18 protein-coding genes and 1 rRNA gene are annotated in these 18327 nt (G+C 45.7%); 5 read left to right on the top strand and 14 right to left on the bottom strand.

Going from position 1 to position 18327, the window contains the following annotated elements; all coding sequences use genetic code 11:
* The first annotated feature begins 24 nt into the window (after positions 1-24).
* Positions 25-927, top strand: a complete 903-nt coding sequence (locus ACN6NF_RS11005; RefSeq protein ID WP_474317645.1) for a class I SAM-dependent methyltransferase — start codon at positions 25-27, stop codon at positions 925-927.
* Here the strand turns inward: ACN6NF_RS11005 and ACN6NF_RS11000 are convergent.
* Positions 896-4114: an S-layer homology domain-containing protein gene (locus ACN6NF_RS11000; RefSeq protein ID WP_474317644.1), complete on the bottom strand. Its 3219-nt coding sequence runs from the start codon at positions 4112-4114 to the stop codon at positions 896-898. The two genes, ACN6NF_RS11005 and ACN6NF_RS11000, sit on opposite strands and share 32 nt — an antisense overlap.
* Positions 4115-4429: 315 nt before the next feature.
* On the opposite strand from ACN6NF_RS11000, the gene ACN6NF_RS10995 reads away from it, so the two are divergent.
* A complete protein-coding gene (locus ACN6NF_RS10995; RefSeq protein WP_474317643.1) occupies positions 4430-5299 on the top strand; it encodes an aminoglycoside 6-adenylyltransferase in 870 nt (289 codons plus the stop codon).
* Between the two features lie 101 nt (positions 5300-5400).
* On the opposite strand, the gene ACN6NF_RS10990 is transcribed toward ACN6NF_RS10995, so the two are convergent.
* The 12 genes from ACN6NF_RS10990 to ACN6NF_RS10935 form a co-directional block, all read right to left on the bottom strand.
* A complete protein-coding gene (locus tag ACN6NF_RS10990; protein ID WP_474317641.1) occupies positions 5401-5745 on the bottom strand; it encodes a cupin domain-containing protein in 345 nt (114 codons plus the stop codon).
* A gap of 115 nt (positions 5746-5860) precedes the next feature.
* Positions 5861-6196, bottom strand: coding sequence for a YolD-like family protein (locus ACN6NF_RS10985; protein WP_474317639.1), 336 nt, complete (start codon positions 6194-6196; stop codon positions 5861-5863).
* Positions 6197-6208: 12 nt separating this feature from the next.
* The gene (locus ACN6NF_RS10980; protein ID WP_017428465.1) at positions 6209-6403 is read right to left on the bottom strand and encodes a hypothetical protein; all 195 of its coding nucleotides are present in this window, start codon (positions 6401-6403) and stop codon (positions 6209-6211) included.
* Positions 6404-6507: 104 nt separating this feature from the next.
* Entirely contained in the window at positions 6508-6996 is a 489-nt protein-coding gene (locus tag ACN6NF_RS10975) for a hypothetical protein (RefSeq protein WP_474317637.1), read from the bottom strand.
* An 84-nt stretch (positions 6997-7080) separates the two neighbouring features.
* Positions 7081-7443, bottom strand: a complete 363-nt coding sequence (locus ACN6NF_RS10970; RefSeq protein ID WP_014599711.1) for a response regulator — start codon at positions 7441-7443, stop codon at positions 7081-7083.
* A 352-nt stretch (positions 7444-7795) separates the two neighbouring features.
* On the bottom strand, positions 7796-8794 hold the full coding sequence (locus tag ACN6NF_RS10965; protein WP_474317636.1) for a metal ABC transporter substrate-binding protein: 999 nt from the start codon (positions 8792-8794) through the stop codon (positions 7796-7798).
* A 35-nt stretch (positions 8795-8829) separates the two neighbouring features.
* The gene (locus ACN6NF_RS10960; RefSeq protein WP_016818447.1) at positions 8830-9678 is read right to left on the bottom strand and encodes a metal ABC transporter permease; all 849 of its coding nucleotides are present in this window, start codon (positions 9676-9678) and stop codon (positions 8830-8832) included.
* Positions 9624-10331 carry a metal ABC transporter ATP-binding protein gene (locus ACN6NF_RS10955; protein ID WP_474317634.1) on the bottom strand — a complete coding sequence of 236 codons (708 nt, stop codon included), beginning with the start codon at positions 10329-10331 and terminating at the stop codon, positions 9624-9626. The genes ACN6NF_RS10960 and ACN6NF_RS10955 overlap by 55 nt, the downstream gene beginning before the upstream one ends.
* 216 nt (positions 10332-10547) lie before the next feature.
* A complete protein-coding gene (locus tag ACN6NF_RS10950) occupies positions 10548-11567 on the bottom strand; it encodes an ABC transporter substrate-binding protein (protein WP_474317633.1) in 1020 nt (339 codons plus the stop codon).
* 68 nt (positions 11568-11635) lie between these two features.
* Positions 11636-12424 carry an ABC transporter ATP-binding protein gene (locus ACN6NF_RS10945; protein WP_474317632.1) on the bottom strand — a complete coding sequence of 263 codons (789 nt, stop codon included), beginning with the start codon at positions 12422-12424 and terminating at the stop codon, positions 11636-11638.
* Positions 12421-13533 (bottom strand): FecCD family ABC transporter permease, encoded by a 1113-nt coding sequence (locus ACN6NF_RS10940; RefSeq protein ID WP_474317630.1) that lies wholly within the window; start codon positions 13531-13533, stop codon positions 12421-12423. Before ACN6NF_RS10940 ends, ACN6NF_RS10945 begins: the two co-directional genes overlap by 4 nt.
* A complete protein-coding gene (locus tag ACN6NF_RS10935; protein WP_474317628.1) occupies positions 13530-14618 on the bottom strand; it encodes a CobW family GTP-binding protein in 1089 nt (362 codons plus the stop codon). Before ACN6NF_RS10935 ends, ACN6NF_RS10940 begins: the two co-directional genes overlap by 4 nt.
* A gap of 231 nt (positions 14619-14849) precedes the next feature.
* Between ACN6NF_RS10935 and ACN6NF_RS10930 the strand changes: the two genes are divergently transcribed.
* From ACN6NF_RS10930 to ACN6NF_RS10920, 3 genes are read left to right on the top strand one after another with little or no spacing between them, the layout of a single operon-like run.
* A complete protein-coding gene (locus tag ACN6NF_RS10930) occupies positions 14850-15851 on the top strand; it encodes a permease (protein ID WP_474317627.1) in 1002 nt (333 codons plus the stop codon).
* An 8-nt stretch (positions 15852-15859) separates the two neighbouring features.
* Positions 15860-16837 carry a TIGR03943 family putative permease subunit gene (locus ACN6NF_RS10925; RefSeq protein ID WP_474317626.1) on the top strand — a complete coding sequence of 326 codons (978 nt, stop codon included), beginning with the start codon at positions 15860-15862 and terminating at the stop codon, positions 16835-16837.
* Positions 16838-16855: 18 nt separating this feature from the next.
* Positions 16856-17965: a CobW family GTP-binding protein gene (locus tag ACN6NF_RS10920; protein ID WP_474317625.1), complete on the top strand. Its 1110-nt coding sequence runs from the start codon at positions 16856-16858 to the stop codon at positions 17963-17965.
* Between the two features lie 239 nt (positions 17966-18204).
* Here ACN6NF_RS10920 and rrf read toward each other — a convergent pair.
* A 5S ribosomal RNA gene (gene rrf, locus ACN6NF_RS10915) occupies positions 18205-18321 on the bottom strand.
* Between the last annotated feature and the right edge of the window lie 6 nt (positions 18322-18327).

Here is an 18327-nt window from a genome sequence, read left to right as displayed (position 1 = left end):
CATTCACGTGAGGTGAGATGTACTATGCTCGAAAAAGATAAGCATGAAATTCTGGCTTATTATGATGGCGGTGCAGAAATAGGCAGATTAGAGCGAGGCATCGGAAAGATAGAGCTGGAAAGATCAAAAGAAATCATTTCTCGTTATCTCAGCAAGTCTACTCATGTTATTTATGATATTGGCGGCGGTGTAGGGGTCTACTCTTCGTGGCTGGCAGAACTGGGATATGAAGTTCATCTATTCGATCTTTCTTCGCAAGCCATTGAATTCGCTCGTCAGCAGCAACTGAATAACCCTATCATCAGCAAGCTGGAAACCGCAGATGCCAGAAACCTTGATCGTAAAGATGAAAGCGCGGACATCGTGCTATTGATGGGACCTTTATATCATTTAACAGAACAGAAGGAACGAGTAAAAGCACTGCAAGAAGCAGCGCGTGTCTTAAAGAAGGGGGGCACGCTGATTACTTCGGCTATTTCCAGATTTGGCTCGCTACTATGGGGGCTATCGGTATACGGCGAGTGCAATACCATTGTGGAGGAAGATGCGTTTATGGATATGGTCAGACAGGAGTTGACAGACGGTCAGCATGTACGACCGGCGGCTTATCCCTCTTTTATCACACGCTCCTACTTTCATACACCGGATGCCTTGCGTGCAGACTGGCAGGCGGCTGGATTGCAGGAGCCTCGTGTACTGGGTGTCGAAGGCCCCGTCTGGATTGCACCCGGATTTGAAGAAAAATGGGCGATTCCTTCCCATCGCAGACGTTTGCTGGATATAGCACAGCAGGTTGAAGAGCAGGAATCTGTCATCGGCATGAGCCCACATATGCTTGCGGTAGGTACCAAGCAAAAAGACGAGCCACACAGGCTCGCCTCTACATCATTCCAGATTACTGCTCCAAACTTTCCAATACGGTTTTAATTTCGCTGTTCAAACTAAGTGCATTATAAATGGCGGTCAACGCTTCAGCACGTGACGCATGATATTTAGGTCCAAACTGACTCGTACTTATACCCGAAAGCACACCGGCTTGTGCTAATTGTTTAATCGTATCAGCCGCAAAAGAAGCGGACAAGTCGGTGAAGCTTTTTTCATTCGAGGTATCCTTTTTCAATCGGTCTACATCCAAGATCCGCGCCAAAATGACAGCCATTTCTTGACGGACAATTGTTTGGTCCGGTTTAAACGTACCGTCCTCATAACCATTTAATACTCCAGCTGCGGTCAATTTTGTTATGGCATCCTGCGCCCAGTGATCCCCAATATCGTTCAAAGCCACAGGCTGATTTCCACCACTAATATCGAAGATTCTAGAGATGATAGCAGAAAACTCCGCACGGGTAATTTCACCATCAGGTCTGAAACTGCCATCCTTATATCCATTTACGATACCTAGCTTTGAAAACGTGCCGACCGTCTTTTCTGCCCAATGTCCTTGTAGGTCTGAAGGTTTAACACTAGTAGAAGAATTTAAAGCAGATTCTGCTTTGGTTTTTATATTCTGCAGTACTTTGTTGTCTGCAACCACTACGTTGCTGTTGAATATGTCTTGCACAGGAACAGTTGGTTCAGTCACCAATTCCTCAGGTACAGCTACTGGTTCTTTAGGTACGTTCACCGATGAAGATGATACAGCTGATGTTGCCATATTGCTGCTGAAATCATCGCTAGAACGGTCTTTGTTTCGATGGCTAGAACCACTGCCATTGGAACTACCGGAATCACTGCCAGCATTATCGGACGGCGCGGGAGCAGCAACCGCTGTTACAGTAATTGGAACGTTAAAACTATATTCGTTGTATGTGGCGGAAATTACCGTGTTCCCTTCTGAAAGTGCTCTAATCTCTCCCTGAGTAACCGTAGCGACATTCGCATTGCTGGAAGTCCAAGTTGCCTTTTCACTGACATCAATCTCTGATGAATCTGCTTTTACAACTTTTGCAATAGCCCGTTCTGTACCCCCTACCAGCATTTGACCATTATTGATAGAAACACGCAATTCTGTGTGACTATCATCTGTTGGCGCCGGATTTGGCGTTGGCACCGGATCTGGTATTGGTACCGGATCTGGTATTGGTATTGGATCTGGCGTTGGTACCGGATCTGGTGTTGGTACCGGATCTGGTGTTGGTACCGGATCTGGTGTCGGTACCGGATCTGGTGTCGGTGCCGGGTTGATAGTGAATGAAACGGTAGCTGTCGAGCTTTTCACATCTAATGCCCCGTTCGTTGTACCGTTGTCAACCACAGTATAATCAAAACTTGCCGGTCCCTGGTAGCCTGAATTCGGAGTGAATAGCACAACCGCTCCATCAAGAACTACCGTACCCCCTTGCGCATTTTCTACCGATGCGATGCTTAGATGTTGTAAGCTCTCATTGACAGGGCCTGCCGTATCGTTCGCTAAGAGTTCATCAACAGCGATAGATTGTGCTCCTGCATTTGCCGATAATGACGGCAGTATATCATTCATAGCTATCGGACTGTTGTTTACCTCACTCACGGTGATCCTGGCCTGGCTCGGCTCACTAATCCCTGTTCCAATCATATCTAGTGATGATTGTACGTCGAAACTGAAATGATCACCTGATGGAGAGTTAGCATAAAGATTTGGCGTAAATTTAAGCCCTGCTTCGCCATCCCCTACAGAAATAAATTGACCATCTCGGATTTCCATTACCCCATCATTTTTATAGAGGGTTCCACCAATAATGTTGGAGATTCTAAAGTACGACACATCAGATCCGTCCACTTGATTACGAGTAAGGATCAGTCCGTCAAAGCTCTGCTTGTCTTCCTCAGTCAAAGCATCTGTCACATGAGGGACATCAGCGACGGATTTTACTGTAAAAGAGGCTTTCTTGACCACCGACTGCGGGACTGAGACGCCGTTCGATGTTCCATCATCGGTGACGATAAAAGAGAAGCTAGCGGTTCCATTAAAATTCGGCTGAGGTGTAAAAATTACATTGGTTCCATCTAGACCTACACCCCCTCCTGCGATGCTGCTGACTGAGGATATCTTTAGGTGTTGACCATTCTCATTCGGACCGGCAGATGCATGCGCAAGCAGTTCTGCAAAAGGAATTGTCCGCTCACCTGAGTCTTCTGAAATGGAGGATAGCGTTTCGTCTTGAGCTGTCGGGGTATCGTTTACTTCCGTAACATGGACAACAGCCTTAGTGACATCGCTCAGTCCATTACCCGTTGAACTCTGAGCCGCCTGTACATCAAAAGAGAAGGTATCTCCCGCTGCATTGTTGGCGTTTACCATAGGCACAAACCTCACGCCATCCCTAGCTTCTGCTGCTGTGATAAACGTTCCGTTGGAAATCTCGGTGATACCATCGCTATGATACAGCCTGCCTCCGATAATGTTCGTAATTTGATAATGTGTCACTACCGTTGAATCTTGCGGGTTGGGTGTAATGGTTATATTGGATGTTGGGATATCTTCCTCAGTGGTTACAGCAGCTACCTCAGGCATTTTGGATACAGCGGGCAGGGCTGCTGTTTCCAATATCAGCTGGGGAATATCTACGCCGTTGTCATCGGCTGAATATGTAATTTCCGAATAGTCTCCAGGGTTCCCAGCTTCATTCGCAAGCAATGCAAAAGAGACCATACCATCCGTCTGTTGTTGTACAAAATGGGTAACATCAAAGTCAGCCCATCCAACTTGAAGGTCAGAGCCTGTTTTCGTATCCGAAGGCTGATCCAGCGGGTTTAGTGGAAAAGCTCCGTTGCTCCAAACATCAGCAGTCGATCCATACACGGTCAAAAAAGGATTCTGGTTAGAGCTGTAGCTGATAGAAGAGATATGAATACGCAAGGTTGCCTTCATTACAACCTTCCCAGTCAGCTCAGGCATGTTAAACTGAATCGCTGATCGGTAATATCCTAACACTGCATCCGAAGACCTGCCAACATAGTTTTCTGGTGCATCCATCCAAACGTCGGCAGACTTGCTCCATGTTCCGTCTTGGATTAGTTTGGGCTGTTCGGTTGGTGCCGCACCAGCATCCGCGACTAAAATCGCCGATGAAAAGATTAGTGATACTGCTGTTAACGCACATGTGAATCGTTTAGTAGACTTGCAAAAATGCATACCTTTCCTCCTGTTGAAATAAATCTATGATTGCTGCTTGATATTATACAATTTCGTCACTGAACAAATTCTGAACAATTGCATTTTATCCTTCTATTCAACCAGCTCAGCAAGAATACGAGCAATTTGCCCGCTGTTTATTCAGTTGAATGGCTTTCGTGGATAAGCTATTGTAAGGATAGGATACTTTTCCCAGCTAAAAGAACTTACAGGAGGTCGTTTTTTCTTGATGATCCTTGAACTGGTGGGCTTTATTTCTACTGCTGTCTTATCTACGTTTTTTTCCTTTCGATACCGCTTGTGGAGACAACTATAGTGAGAAGTGAACAAGAGATGCTGCATACCATTCTCCAATTTGCTCAAGAGGATGAACGGGTACGTACCGTGATTATGAATGGTTCACGCGCCAATCCACATGCTCCACGAGATATTTTTCAGGATTATGACATCGTCTTTCTCGTATCTTCCATGGACAGCTTTATTCAGGAACGTCACTGGATTCGCCGCTTTGGAGAATTGATCATTATGCAGACGCCCGATGAGCATGTGGAGCCTACCGTGACGTCCCGTGATCGCTTTGCTTTTCTCATGTTATTTACCGATGGAAATCGCATAGATCTTACGCTCTATCCTACAGAAAGCATCGCCAATTGGCCCCGAGACAGCCTAAGTGTACTGCTGCTGGACAAAGACAGACTGGTGGAGCCTTTCCCACCGCCAAGTCTTCAAGATTATGAAACAGTTCCCCCAACCGCCCAAACCTATGCGGATTGCTGCAACGAATTCTGGTGGGTCAGTACTTATGTGGCTAAAGGATTATGGCGACATGAGCTTCCATATGCCAAATTCATGTTGGATCGACCTGTAAGAGATGCGCTCCACTTGATGCTGGAATGGCATATGGGGATACAAACCAACTTCACGGCAGATCCGGGTAAGCAGGTTAAATATTTTGAGAAGTACCTTGAGCCTGAACATTGGACGGCCTACATCCAAACGTTTGCGGATGCAGATTATGAACATATGTGGCAGTCTCTTTTTATCATGGGTAATTTATTTAGAGAAATTGCCCAGAAGGTGGCGAACCATTATGGTTATAGATACCCGATTGAGGACGATCAACGTGTAACAAACTATCTCCATCACGTAAAAGCTCTTCCTACAGATGCAATGGACATCTACTAATGAAAAAACCAGTCGGGCACTTGATTTACATGTGCTAGGCTGGTTTTTATACTTTAACGTTGTTTGTCCAAAATACCATTTTGTATGGGCTGTCTCTAATATTATTTTTCGGTCAGCACCCGGTCGCCTCTACTCGCAGGCTGAGAGATAACCAAAAATTCGACATCCTCATTCGTTTCATTAAACATTTGATGAGGCACCATAGGAGGAACCTCACACCCTTCCTGAGATCCTAATTGGATGCGTTCACCATCCACTTCAAGTACCGCTGCACCTGATAAAATAAAGAAAAATTGGCGCGCATGATGATGATAATGTCTGGCTTCATGTGTATTTCCCGGCATGCGCTCATGAATAATGCTCAAATCATCATTTTTCACCAAGCGCCAACCATCACATTGATCTCCCCATATATAATGTTCAGCATTATGTTTGCTTATTTTCAAATTGACTCCCCCTTTATAGTTACAGTTTTATTGTAAATCTGGATTCACAGAGCTACAATCTTAATTATAAGAAATGACAGAATCAATGTAAAAAAGCCCCTGAGTCCGATCGTTTTTAGATATCCGCCTCGATAATTTCCTCCAACTTAATCCAGCTAAAATCCTCTTCCCCACGAGATAGCTTCACTTCTCGCCGACTTGTGTTAATCACTGTAACCAGCCCGCGTAGCTCCTCATCATCAAACGGATTGAACACTCTTAGTGTAATAGGCTTCCGTTCGTTATAGGATACGATAATGGCCTGTTCGATCTGATGTATCTCCTGATCGTCCAGTGTTGGCTTGCCGCGTCTTCCCTGCTCCTTCATCAGTCTTACATATGCCTCCCGATGCTCAGGCAAAATCATACGCGAACTTTCCCATATGCCATTTCCTTCAAGCTTTTTTCCCATCGTAAGCCCCTCCTATGCTGTTCTGGTTACCGGATGCCATGCCAATACATGATCCAATCGAAAAACACGTGGCTGGCCAGTCTGCAAACAGGTAGCCCGGATCAAGCCATTCTGCACACGATGCACCTCTATCTGCCGATGTGACAGCTTGCCCTTTCGGTCCATATACACGATTTCCACGATCTGTCCCACATATTTCTCCAGCATCATCCTTCACTCCTCATCAGAACGTTTGTTTGTATTATATGCGAACATGCGTTTGATTATCAATGTAAAAAAATCCCCTGAGGGAGTCGCCTCTCTCAAGGGATTTAAAACTCATAGGTGGACAGCTTAATATCCTCTTTACTCAAATCTTTCAGCGGATACACAGGGCCATTCCAATAAGTCAGAATATCAAGCGGCTCATTAGTACCATGTTCCTTTAAAGTGTGAGATAATTCGAGCAATACATGTGGAAGTTGATAAGAGCTTGTTAAAAATTGATATTCCTCTGGACTTTCGCAGTCTTCTGCTCGATAAAATACAAAGTATCCTTCGGTATAATCCCCAATAAGTACAATATAACGAGCAAGAAACATAAGTTCACCGTTGGCAAACGGAATGGAAAATGTCGAAGCAGAGATCAAATCTGTCTCTAATGTCTCAATACGAACGGTGAGTTCATTGTTTAGAGCATCTATTTTCCCCTTTTGTTCACTGATGAGGTGTTCATAATTTACAGGTACAAGCCCCCCACTCTTGATCGTAGCGATCAGTTCATCTATAAATACTTTTTGAGACAATACTCGATTGCTCATCCTATTCATCTCCATATTCGTGAAAAATAAGTATGGAACTCTCGCTTCAACATGTTCAATATTATGTATTAAAAGCTTGATTCATTAATTATCCAGCATTTTTGTGACGGCATTCACGACCCTTTCCATCTCAAATGGCTTCACAATAAAATCTTTTGCCCCTGCCTTAAATGCTTGTATAATTGCTTCCTGCTGACCCAAAGCGGAACACATTAAGATGTTGGCTTTAGGATCAAGCTCTACAATCTTTTTAACAGCCTCAAGCCCATCCATTTTAGGCATATTAATATCCATGGTAATTAAATCTGGTCGAAAGTGTGCATATTTCAAAACTGCATCATATCCATTTTCCGCTTCTGCAATAACAGAGTGACCTAAATCCAACAGAATATCCTTAAGCACAGAACGCATAAATAAAGAATCATCCACTATTATAACTGTTGCCAAGTTAACCTCTCCAATCCGTTGTCATATGATATGCACGCCCAAACTTCAATATCGGTGAAAAAACTAGTTATATTAATAGAAAGAATCTGTAAAAAGAAAAACGCTACCATTGAATTATAAAAGGAATTTGAAACTAGCTACTACAGCATTAATTTCAATAAAAACGTTTCGCAATGACGTAAATCATTCCTGTAGTATGAAGATTACAAAGTACTAGGTATTCAATGAACCCTTAGCACTATGTAGGCGAATTCAAAAGTGAGGAGAATCATTGGGTCAACTCTTAAACAGACATAAAAAAAGACATCGGTATCATGCCGACGTCTTTTTAAACTATTCGTTTAAAGTTTGCTTATTCATTCAGAGCTTTTTTCAAAGCCTCCAGATTATTTTTCATCACACCAAGGTAATCCAGGTTTTTCTGCTTGTCTTCATCCGTCAGTCCTTCAAGCGGATTCAGCACATCCGTTTTCGAACCAATTTCAGTAGCTACGGTTTCAGCAACCTTCGGATCAACCAATGTTTCAAAGAAAATCGTCTTCACATTATTTTCTTTAGCAAACTTGATAATACCTGCCAACTTGTCCGGCGTAGGCTCTTGCTCTGGAGATAATCCGGCAATTGACACTTGGGTCAGACCATATTGCTTAGCCAAATAGCTAAAAGCAGCATGCTGCGTAATAAAGTCTTTACGTTTTACATCTTTCAGACCCGTTTTGAATTCAGTATCCAGTTCTTTCAGCTTAGCAATATAAGCATCAGCGTTTTTTTCATAGTCCGCTTTGTTTGTAGGATCGGCTTTTACAAGCCCTGCTTCTATAGCTTCTACTTCTTTCTGAGCTAAGACTGGATCAAGCCATACATGAGGGTCCAGCACATGATCGTGATCATGGCCTTCCTCTGCGTGTGCTTCTTCTCCTTCTTCCTTCTCGGCAGATCCTTCCATCAGGTTCAACCCTTTGCTTGCTTCAACTACTACACGCTTATCATTCGATGCGCTGCTCAAAGCCTGTTCTGCCCAACCTTCGACGATCCCGTTATATACAAATACGTCAGCATCCTTAACCTGTGCCATATCTTTGGCGCTTGGCTCCCAATCATGCGGCTCAGCACCAGCAGGAATCAACGCGGTTACGTTAGCATGATCTCCGGCAACTTGCTTGGTGAATTCATACATCGGATAAAAAGTGGTGACTACATTCAGCTTTTTACCACTGTCCGCTGTTTGTGCTGGATTAGATTCGGTTTGGGATGTATTCGTGGCTGCATGATCAGTTTTAGCTCCACAACCGGCCAAAATAAGTGCTAGCCCCGCAGACAATACAAATGATTTTTTGAACCATGTATTCATATTCATAACTCCTTATGTGTTAGTTTTTTATAAACTCACTGACCTGCCGCATTCTTACGTCGAGAAGCCTGTTGCTTGCCAAGTTTACGGACCAGCTTTTGAATACTAGCTCCTACGATCAGGAATAATAACAGCACCATAGCAATCGTCCCACCTGGGGGTGTACTGAGTTCATATGATGCGGTTAATCCCATAAATACGCCGATTAATGCGGTGATCATGGATATCCAGATAGCTGCCGCGAAGCTCGGTGCAATTCGAATCGCCAGCGCAGCAGGCAACACGATTAGTGAGGAGACAAGCAGTACACCGACAATCGGCATGGCTGCGGCTACAATCATCCCAGTCAAAATACTAAACGCAAACGAGATAGACTTGACAGGAAGACCATTGGTCTTTGCCGTTTCTTCATCAAAGGTAATCTGGTACAAAGGCCGTCGGAACACGAAAAAGAAAATACCTCCGATGACAGCCACAACGATCATCAACATCAGCTCGGTCTGATTGACGGCTACTACCGAACCAAACAAATAAGCGGAAAAGCCTTTGTTAATGCTCTGATTCAGATTCATTAAAATAACAGCCGTTGAGAGGCCACCTACCATAATAATAGCCACAGAAATCTCACTATACGTTTTATAAGATCTGCGGACGTATTCAACAATAATCGCACCGATCACGGCAACAATAAATCCAGTTATCGTCGGGTTAATCCCTAAATAGGCACCTGCTGCCACCCCTGCCAGCGATACATGCGATAGCATGTCCGCCATGAGAGCCTGACGCCGTAGCATCAGGTATACTCCAAGCACCGAGGCCAGCAGTGCAATTACCCCACCGGCACAAAATGCCCGCTGCATGAAGTCGTAGTGCAGCATTTCCATCCGCCATCTTCCTTCCTTTCAAGCTCAATAATACGATCCAAATAATGTTGTACTTCTGATAGTCCATGGGTAACCATGACTACAGTTCTTCCATATTCCTTAACCTGTCGATTCATCAGATCGTAGAAGTGATGTCGGCTTTCCTGATCCATTCCAGTCGTGGGCTCATCCAAAATGAGCAAATCCGATTCCTGAGCAAGTGCCCTTGCCACGCAAATACGCTGCTTCTGTCCACCAGACAATTCGCCGATTTTGCGATGCCGTAAATCCCACATCCCTACCTGACGAAGCGCCTGCTCTGTCAGATCATGATCCTCAGCCCGCATCCGGCGCAGCCAAGAGCCATGAGTATATCTACCCGAACGGACAAATTCCAGGATGGTACTTGGAAACCCTCCATTAAAGGCAGCAATTTGTTGTGATACAAATCCGACAACGAGCTTTTTGCCTTCACCTGTACGGTCGGACAAAAACACTTTGCCCTTCCAAGGCTGAAGTAAACCGAGCAGCAACTTGAGCATCGTCGATTTGGAAGCACCGTTGGGTCCGGTAATAGCCACAAATTCTCCGGAAAAAATTTCAACATTGGCATCCACCAAGTTAGGAACATCTCCGTAGCCAAATGTGACCTGTTCCAATGAGGCCAATAACATGACGCAAATCTCCTTTTCCTTTAAAAAGCCTGGAGCCATCTGAGCGGTCATCATAGCGCAGATTCTCCAGGTCGTTTATGATCATTAAACCATCTACCGTAATTATTACGATTTGGTAATAAAAAAATAAGCGCTTGATAAACGTAACCTTTACGCATTAGCAAGTTTAACAGTTTAGGCAAGGTTCGTCAATGTTTTGGCAACTCTTTTGTTTGTTTATTTCACTTTGTCCGGGTACAAGCCTGCTGCCAAGGTTTTCAGTGCAATCGGTGCTCGCACACCTTCAGCCGCTGCGGATAGAGGCAGCACCACAAATCGTTTGTTTTTGATCGCTTCAACACCAGCCAGCGCGGGCTTGCTCAACAGAAGCTTTTCTTTATCAGCCAGTGAAGTATCTCCGTAGTCGAGAATAATAATAACATCAGGGTTGCGGTTCACGACCTCTTCCCAGCTTACTTCCGTAAAACTTTTATCGATATCATCAAAAATATTTTTCGCCTTCACACTTTTAATCAAAGACGTCAGATAATTGTTGGCAGCCGTAAATGGCTTGTCTTCGCCGCTGTCATAAACAAAAACCTTGGGTGCCCGTTCAACCGTGCCAATTTGAGTCTGAATGGACTGCACTTGTGCACGAATGTCATTTACCAGTTTTTCTGCACGCTCCTCAACCCGGAAAATACGTCCAATATTTAGTATATCCCGATATACATCTTCTAATATAGGACCCGGCTTATTGGAGGATTCCTGTATATAGGTTTGCACGCCCTGTTGGGCAAGCTCCTCACGGGAACCCAGATTTTTATCATTAAAGGCACTCTTCCAGCCCGCATAGGCAAAATCCGGTGCAGCTGCCATAAACACCTCTTTGGACGGATATTGTTTGGCTAGAACCGGGATTTTATCATATTGAGTCTTATATTTCGGTAAAATCTGATCATCCAAATAGGCGGTTCCTACCATGGAAGATTCCAGTCCAAGGGCCAGCATAACTTCTATCGCATGCTGGTTCAATGTAACCGCACGTTTGGGCGCTTCGGGAAATACCATTTTTACACCCATGTTCTCAATCTCTACTACCTTCTCTTGGGTTGTTGATTGCGATGCATCAGATTGCTGCCTGTTTGCAGATGAATTTGTGGTTTGAGCCGTGTTTCCTGCTGCGCAGGCCGATAATAACAGCATCGCCAAAGCTAGCATAACCAGCGGTAATGCGGGTTTGCTACATTTATTCATATGTAACGTCTCCTCTTTCATTCACAGTTTTATCTTACCTTATCGAATCACCATTCTGCCTGTTAATGTCATAGATGGTCTCCACCTCTAAGAGAATCCGGTAAAAAGGTAATACTCGGTTTCCCGGTTTTCGGATGAATGCGAATTTCTGTTTCCACCCCGAATACACTGCGTAGCAGGTCAGGCTGAAGCACATTCTCTGTTATGCCGGAGGCTACCACCTTGCCTTCTTTTAATACATACAATCGGTCACAATAACATGCCGCCAAATTTAAATCATGCAGTGCAGCTAAAGCAGTGATCTGAAGTGTTTTGACCAAATCGAGAATTTGCAGCTGATACCGGATATCGAGATGATTCGTCGGCTCGTCCAAAATGAGAAATTTCGCTTGTCCGGCCAAAGCCCTGGCGATCAATACCCGTTGCTTTTCACCGCCCGACAGGGTGCCAAACCCCTGATCCGCTTGAGCATTCATGCCTACCCGCTCCAGCGCCTGCTCAACCAGCTCATGATCGAAGACAGTATCTGCTTCCAGCAGTTTCTTATGAGGATGGCGGCCCATCAGGACGATGTCCCGTACTGAAAAATCAAACGTTTGGGGCGCATCCTGACTTACCACTGCCATTTGTCGTGCTGTCTCTTTGTACTTCATCCGTAGTAAATCCCGGCCATCCAGCGTCACCAAACCACTATCAGGTCTTAGCACACGATACATATTCTTAAGCAACGTCGATTTGCCACTGCCATTCGGACCGATCAGCCCGACCAGCTCTCCCATTTTTACCTGGAGACTGATACCGTCGATCAATCGTTTATCGTGAATACTGAAGGTCACGCCTTCGACTTCTATATTCATTTTTCGCCTCCAAACGAGTAGGAACTGCGCCGCAGCAGCCACACAAAAAAGGGGCCGCCGCACACAGCAGTTACAATACCAATCGGCAGCTCCTGTGGAGCCAGCACAAGCCGAGCACATACATCTGCCCACACGACGAAGATAGCTCCCGAAAGCAGGCTGACAGGCAGGACACGCCGATGATCCGATCCCACTATTAGCCTAACGATGTGTGGAATCATAAGCCCGACAAAACCAATCGAGCCACTCACTGATACGACTGCCCCGGTTAAAAGGGAAGCGACAACAACCAATAATACACGGAACACCTGCACGTTCACACCGAGAGTTACGGCGGCTTCTTCTCCTGTCAGCAAAGCATTCAATGAACGGTATCGGGTCAAAAGGACAGCCGTTCCCACCGCTATAATAAGGCTTGGAATGAAAAGCGTATCCCATTGAGCGCCTGCCAGACTTCCCATCATCCAATACATCGCGTCACGGATGCCTTTTTCATTCGGGGCCATCGTAACGATAAAGCTAGTCACAGCCGACAGCATCATAGATACCGCCACCCCTGCCAACAGCAAGCGGGTCGTCGATATCCGTCCGGCCACACGAGCCAACGCAAACACCATAAGCATCGCAGCTAGAGAGCCTATAAAAGCAGATATGGGCAGTGTAAGTCGTCCCAAAAATCCAAAAGCTCCAAACACAATAACTAACGTCGCTGTCACTGAAGCACCCGACGAAACTCCTAGAATATAGGGGTCCGCTAACGAATTGCGAATTAATGCCTGTATAGCCGCTCCGGTAACAGCAAGTCCTGCTCCCACGACAACACCTAGCAGCACACGCGGAAAGCGAATTTCCCAGACGATATATTGCTCCGGTTTGGTCCATGTCACGGGTATCCACTGATCCAGCCAGGGCAGATGGGACAGCGCAATTCGCCATACTGTCCCTGGAGCGACAGCCACAGGACCCAGCATGACTGCGAGTGTAACTGACAGCACCAATCCAGCAGTTAGCAACAGCAGAATTGTCGTAAATCCCCATGAAGTCTTCCCTGCTAGGTCAGCTCGAATATTAGGTTGGGATGAATAAACGCTACTCGTTCTCGAACTCATGAGCTAGCCAGTGGCTTTGCGGCCGCTTCCAGCTTTTTTAATCGTTCCCCGATTTTAGAAGCAGAGAAATTCTCGCCCATAATAACCACTACATCGTTCACTGGCTTTTGCGGTCGAATTGGAATGATTTCCAGCTCACGATAGGCAAATTGGAACATCATCTGACCCTCTGATTCCAAGAACCGAACAATTCCTTTGGCCCGGTAAATTTCAGCAGGCAAACTGCGGAACAACTGTTCAAACTCGAAGCGTGACACAGGTTGTCCAAAAAAATGCGTATGAACAACTACATGGTCGTAGGAATGATAATGCTCTCCGTGTTCATGTTCACGGTCGTGATGCTCAGGCTCATGATAGTCATGAGGATGATGGTCTGTATGGTCATCATGTCCATACGTGTGAAGAAGATCTTCCCCATGATGATGATCTTTCTCGATATCGACTGTGGACTCCTTTTGCCACGAAACGTCCATCCGTTTCTCTCCTTGAATGGAGAAAAAGGCACCCAAATCTACGTCACTCCGCTCCGTGCTCACGGTCAAAGCATAAGGATTTAGTTCTTTTACAAGGGTCTGTACTTTTTGCAATTCTCCCGCAGCCAATAAATCAGTCTTGTTAATAATCAGTTTAGAAGCACATCGCAGCTGATCCTGCATCAAACGAAACGACTTGCTTCTCTCACTACCCAAGGAGAAATCCAGAAATTGACGCGCATCCACGACGGTGATAACAGATAGTAAAACCATAGAAGAATATATGGAGGCATCTGTCACTGCATCTACAATCTCCATTGGATTAGCCACTCCGGTACATTCTACAATAATCACATCCGGCTTATGCTCCTCGGCAAGATTCATGAGTTCGACGCCCAAATCCCCGCGAATGGTACAGCATATACAGCCACTGAGCATTTCCTTCATGGGGGCTTGGCCATTCACCAAACTGCCGTCCAGATTAACATCACCCAACTCATTCATCAAAATAGCTGGCTTGAGACCCTGCTCCTTGTAATAAGCCAGCGCATGCTGAAGAAGAGTTGTTTTCCCGCTGCCCAAAAATCCGGATAAAACAACAATCGGTATCATATAATCCTCCTTGTCTTTACAGCACTAATATGGATCGTACCGTAAAAGTTTTCTTCTTGCAATCATTTAACGAATTTTAATCGTAATAGTTACTATTAATAAGCATAAATATATATGACCACTGTATGAATTGTCAATGTAGGAGGTGATTCAAGCATAATCCTGCGGCATGATTGTCCCAACATAAGCATAGGATGTAGATAAGAACCCTTATTCCCAAGGAGATGTGGAATGAAAAACAGTACGCTGTTGAAGATGCTGCCTTTTATGATTCCGTTTGCCTTTCTCATCCCTGTGCTTATTACGCTATCTCCTCAGTGGCTTCGTTTGTTAGATATAGGGCAGCTGCAGTCATTAAAGACGGTATTTATGGGTATTTTTCTGGAGGCTGTTCCGTTTCTCCTGATCGGTGTGCTTGTTTCATCCCTTTTGCAGTGGCTTGTACCGGAGACATGGATTCGCAAAATAGCGCCTCCCCATCCAGTGCCGGGTGTTCTACTCGCCTCCTTGCTAGGTATACTGTTTCCCATCTGTGAGTGCGGCATGATCCCTGTCGTTCGCCAACTAATGCTCAAGGGAATGCCTGCCTATATGGGTATCACTTTTATCTTGAGCGGACCTATTATCAATCCCGTAGTACTGGCTGCGACGATGATGGCCTTCCCTTCCCACCCTGAGGTCACTATCGTTCGAATGAGTTTGGCCTTTGCCGTTTCCGCGACCATCGGATTGATCGTATATGCCTTGGTGCGTGTGCATCCGCTCAAACGGTCGTTGCTCTCTTTTAACCAGCAAAAGCAGAACTATCAGACTCATCGGCATAACCGCACATGGCGGGGATTTTTTGTACATGCTGGCGACGAGTTTTTGGACATGAGTAAATATCTCATTATCGGCGCATTATTGACAGCTTGCATCCAAACCTTTATCCCACGTGATGAAATGCTTTCGTTAAGCAATGGAACGGCTGGCTCGTACGCCTTTATGATGGGTTTTGCTTACGTGCTGTCGCTGTGTTCCACCTCCGACGCCTTTGTAGCTACTGCTTTTTCGCATACCTTTACACTGGGCCCGCTGGCTGCTTTTCTTGTACTCGGCCCCATGCTTGATTTCAAAGGCACACTCATGCTGCTCAGCACCTTTCGCACCAAATTTGTCGTGATCTTAGGCTTGCTTATTGTTTTACTCGTTCTGGTGGGCTCTATAACTGCTGAATGGTTATTGGGGAGGTAAATACAAACGTGAATTCAACCTTTAGCATCCGCTGCCAATATGGCATGCGCTCCTTGCTCATGATCGGATTAGCTGTATACATCATCACATTACATCGCACAAGTGCACTTCATTACTACTTGGCTCCGCACATGCAAAAGCTACTTTTGCTCTGCCCTGTGCCACTCATATTTATCGCTTTGGCGATGGCATGGCACGGAATGGTAGGGGGCCGGGACTGTGAAGATGTATGCGATTGCGAGCATCCGTTACCGCAAAGCTGGTACAAAAAAACTCTCGTATATGGGATGCTGCTTATTCCGCTGCTGTTCGGTTCACTGCTGCCCAATCAGGCGCTCGGCAGTGATATGGCAGCCAAAAAAGGTATGTCCTTCACCTATCCCAACCCGGATATCCGACGAAAAACAGATATACAAACCACGAACACATCCGCCTCCTCCTCTTTATCAACTACATCTTTCACACCAACTTCGCTCCCTCTAAGGGGAAAATGGAGTCAGGAAGCGCTGGATAAGCTGTTCGTTCCACCCGATGAGTACAATGTAGAATTCGCCGAGCTGGCGAAACGTCTGTATCAGCAACCCATTATACAGATCCATCCGGAGATTTTTTCCGAAACTATAGGAGCGATCGAACTATATAAGCACGCTTTTCAAGGAAAAAAAGTACAGGTGACTGGCTTTGTCTATAAAGACGACAACTTACCGGGTAAAGGTCTATTTGCAGTAGGAAGGTTCCTCGTTATGTGCTGTACTGCCGATGCCATGCCATTCGGGATTATCGTCCAATCCCAGAAACCTCCGTCCTTTGACCAGGATACCTGGGTGACTATTGAAGGAACACTGCATGCAACGCAAAAGGACAACATACCCGTACTCGAAATACGATCCGATAAAATAACGACTGTCGAGCAGCCAGAATCCCCTTACGTTTATACTCAAGCAGACTCGGTAGCAACCTATGATCGCTTGAATGCAGCGAACTAAACCCACCAAGGAGGACAAATGATGAATAAGGTTCCTGTTATATTAATCAGTGGTTTTCTTGGAAGCGGCAAAACGACACTACTTTTGCGGCTGTTAGCCCATACCCGCCAAATTCCCCTTCGTGCTGCTGTTTTAATGAACGAAATGGGCGAATATGATGTAGACAGCGCTATTATTTCAGAGGAAATGCCTGACGTAACAGTGGAAGGACTGCTAGAGGGCTGCATTTGTTGCAGCAAAAGAAATGAGCTGGCTGGCGCACTGCATTCCCTGCTCAGCCAAGAGCCGGATGTGATCTTCATGGAGACCACCGGGGTAGCCAACCCCGAGCAGGTGTTAGAGGAACTTCGCTCCCCACTGCTGGCAGATCGGCTGTATCTGGTTCACAGCATCAGTGTAGTGGATGCTGAGCTGTTCCATGAATACAACAGCCGCTTCACTGCAGACAAGGAGCTGGTTCGGACTCTGCACGGACAGCTTCGCTCCGCCGACTTCATTGTGGTGAACAAAACGGATGTCGCAAGTAGCCGTGAAGTGGCTAAGGTCGTCAAGAACATCCGCAAGCTCAACAATACGGCCAAGCTGCAAACTACTGAATATAGCCGTATTGACCTTGAACCACTGCTGGAGCCTGTCCTGACCACCGTATTGGTTGACCCGAAACCTGTACAAGTATTTCAACATACATCGGCACAGATACAGCCCAACCATGCAGAAGCATCGCCTATCCCATATCCCGCTAAAGATAAAGGAAGACCTAGCAGTGACTCCAGAAGTACCGCATTCAAAGTGATTTCTGCACACCGTCATAGCCATCGTCACGATCACGACCGATCCCATTCCTTTTCCCGTCTGGAGAGCTTAACACTGCATCAATATTCTCCTCAGCCATTGGAAAAGCAACGATTAGAAGACTTCCTGACCGGGCTAGGTTCTTCGCTGCTTCGAGCGAAAGGTTATTGTGTGCTTCCGCAAGAGGGCACAATGCTTCTGCAATTCTCAGGAAGTCACTTGGAATGGCAACCCACCGCACTTCCGGTGAGCCGGGGATATGTCACACTCATTGGTGAACAGCTTGACAAAGCATCTATTACCGACCAATGGGAACAGTGCTTCGTTTCGTTGTAATCGACAGATCCGGCTCGAGATGAAAATCCCCTCTGAAATGTTTACGAAATTAAATTATAAAAGGCTGCTCCACTGACCTTAAAAGTCATGGAACAGCCTTTTTTTCGTAACTATCATAATAATGCATATTTGCAGTATGTACCTTATAGGATGTTATGTTGTATGATGTGGAAAATAAAAAAGCCGTCGAGGCTTTCTCGACAGCCTAGGTATGACTATGCAGAGTCATACTATTATTCGCTTGGCGGCGTCCTACTCTCCCAGGACCCTGCGGTCCAAGTACCATCGGCGCTGGAGGGCTTAACGGTCGTGTTCGGGATGGGTACGTGTGGAACCCCTCCGCTATCGCCACCAAACATGAA

The organism is Paenibacillus sp. TSM33, assembly GCF_056099025.1.
The sequence above is the reverse complement of the archived record's forward strand: the minus strand, read 5'-3'. Positions and strand labels throughout refer to the sequence as shown.

What these genes read in the sequence shown, in the direction of transcription:
- ACN6NF_RS11005 (WP_474317645.1), top strand. Translation starts at nt 25, where the DNA reads ATGCTCGAAAAAGATAAGCATGAAATTCTGGCTTATTATGATGGCGGT.
- ACN6NF_RS11000 (WP_474317644.1), bottom strand. Translation starts at nt 4,114, where the DNA reads ATGCATTTTTGCAAGTCTACTAAACGATTCACATGTGCGTTAACAGCA.
- ACN6NF_RS10985 (WP_474317639.1), bottom strand. Translation starts at nt 6,196, where the DNA reads ATGGGAAAAAAGCTTGAAGGAAATGGCATATGGGAAAGTTCGCGTATG.
- ACN6NF_RS10980 (WP_017428465.1), bottom strand. Translation starts at nt 6,403, where the DNA reads ATGCTGGAGAAATATGTGGGACAGATCGTGGAAATCGTGTATATGGAC.
- ACN6NF_RS10975 (WP_474317637.1), bottom strand. Translation starts at nt 6,996, where the DNA reads ATGAGCAATCGAGTATTGTCTCAAAAAGTATTTATAGATGAACTGATC.
- ACN6NF_RS10965 (WP_474317636.1), bottom strand. Translation starts at nt 8,794, where the DNA reads ATGAATACATGGTTCAAAAAATCATTTGTATTGTCTGCGGGGCTAGCA.
- ACN6NF_RS10960 (WP_016818447.1), bottom strand. Translation starts at nt 9,678, where the DNA reads ATGGAAATGCTGCACTACGACTTCATGCAGCGGGCATTTTGTGCCGGT.
- ACN6NF_RS10955 (WP_474317634.1), bottom strand. Translation starts at nt 10,331, where the DNA reads ATGTTATTGGCCTCATTGGAACAGGTCACATTTGGCTACGGAGATGTT.
- ACN6NF_RS10950 (WP_474317633.1), bottom strand. Translation starts at nt 11,567, where the DNA reads ATGAATAAATGTAGCAAACCCGCATTACCGCTGGTTATGCTAGCTTTG.
- ACN6NF_RS10945 (WP_474317632.1), bottom strand. Translation starts at nt 12,424, where the DNA reads ATGAATATAGAAGTCGAAGGCGTGACCTTCAGTATTCACGATAAACGA.
- ACN6NF_RS10940 (WP_474317630.1), bottom strand. Translation starts at nt 13,533, where the DNA reads ATGAGTTCGAGAACGAGTAGCGTTTATTCATCCCAACCTAATATTCGA.
- ACN6NF_RS10935 (WP_474317628.1), bottom strand. Translation starts at nt 14,618, where the DNA reads ATGATACCGATTGTTGTTTTATCCGGATTTTTGGGCAGCGGGAAAACA.
- ACN6NF_RS10930 (WP_474317627.1), top strand. Translation starts at nt 14,850, where the DNA reads ATGAAAAACAGTACGCTGTTGAAGATGCTGCCTTTTATGATTCCGTTT.
- ACN6NF_RS10920 (WP_474317625.1), top strand. Translation starts at nt 16,856, where the DNA reads ATGATGAATAAGGTTCCTGTTATATTAATCAGTGGTTTTCTTGGAAGC.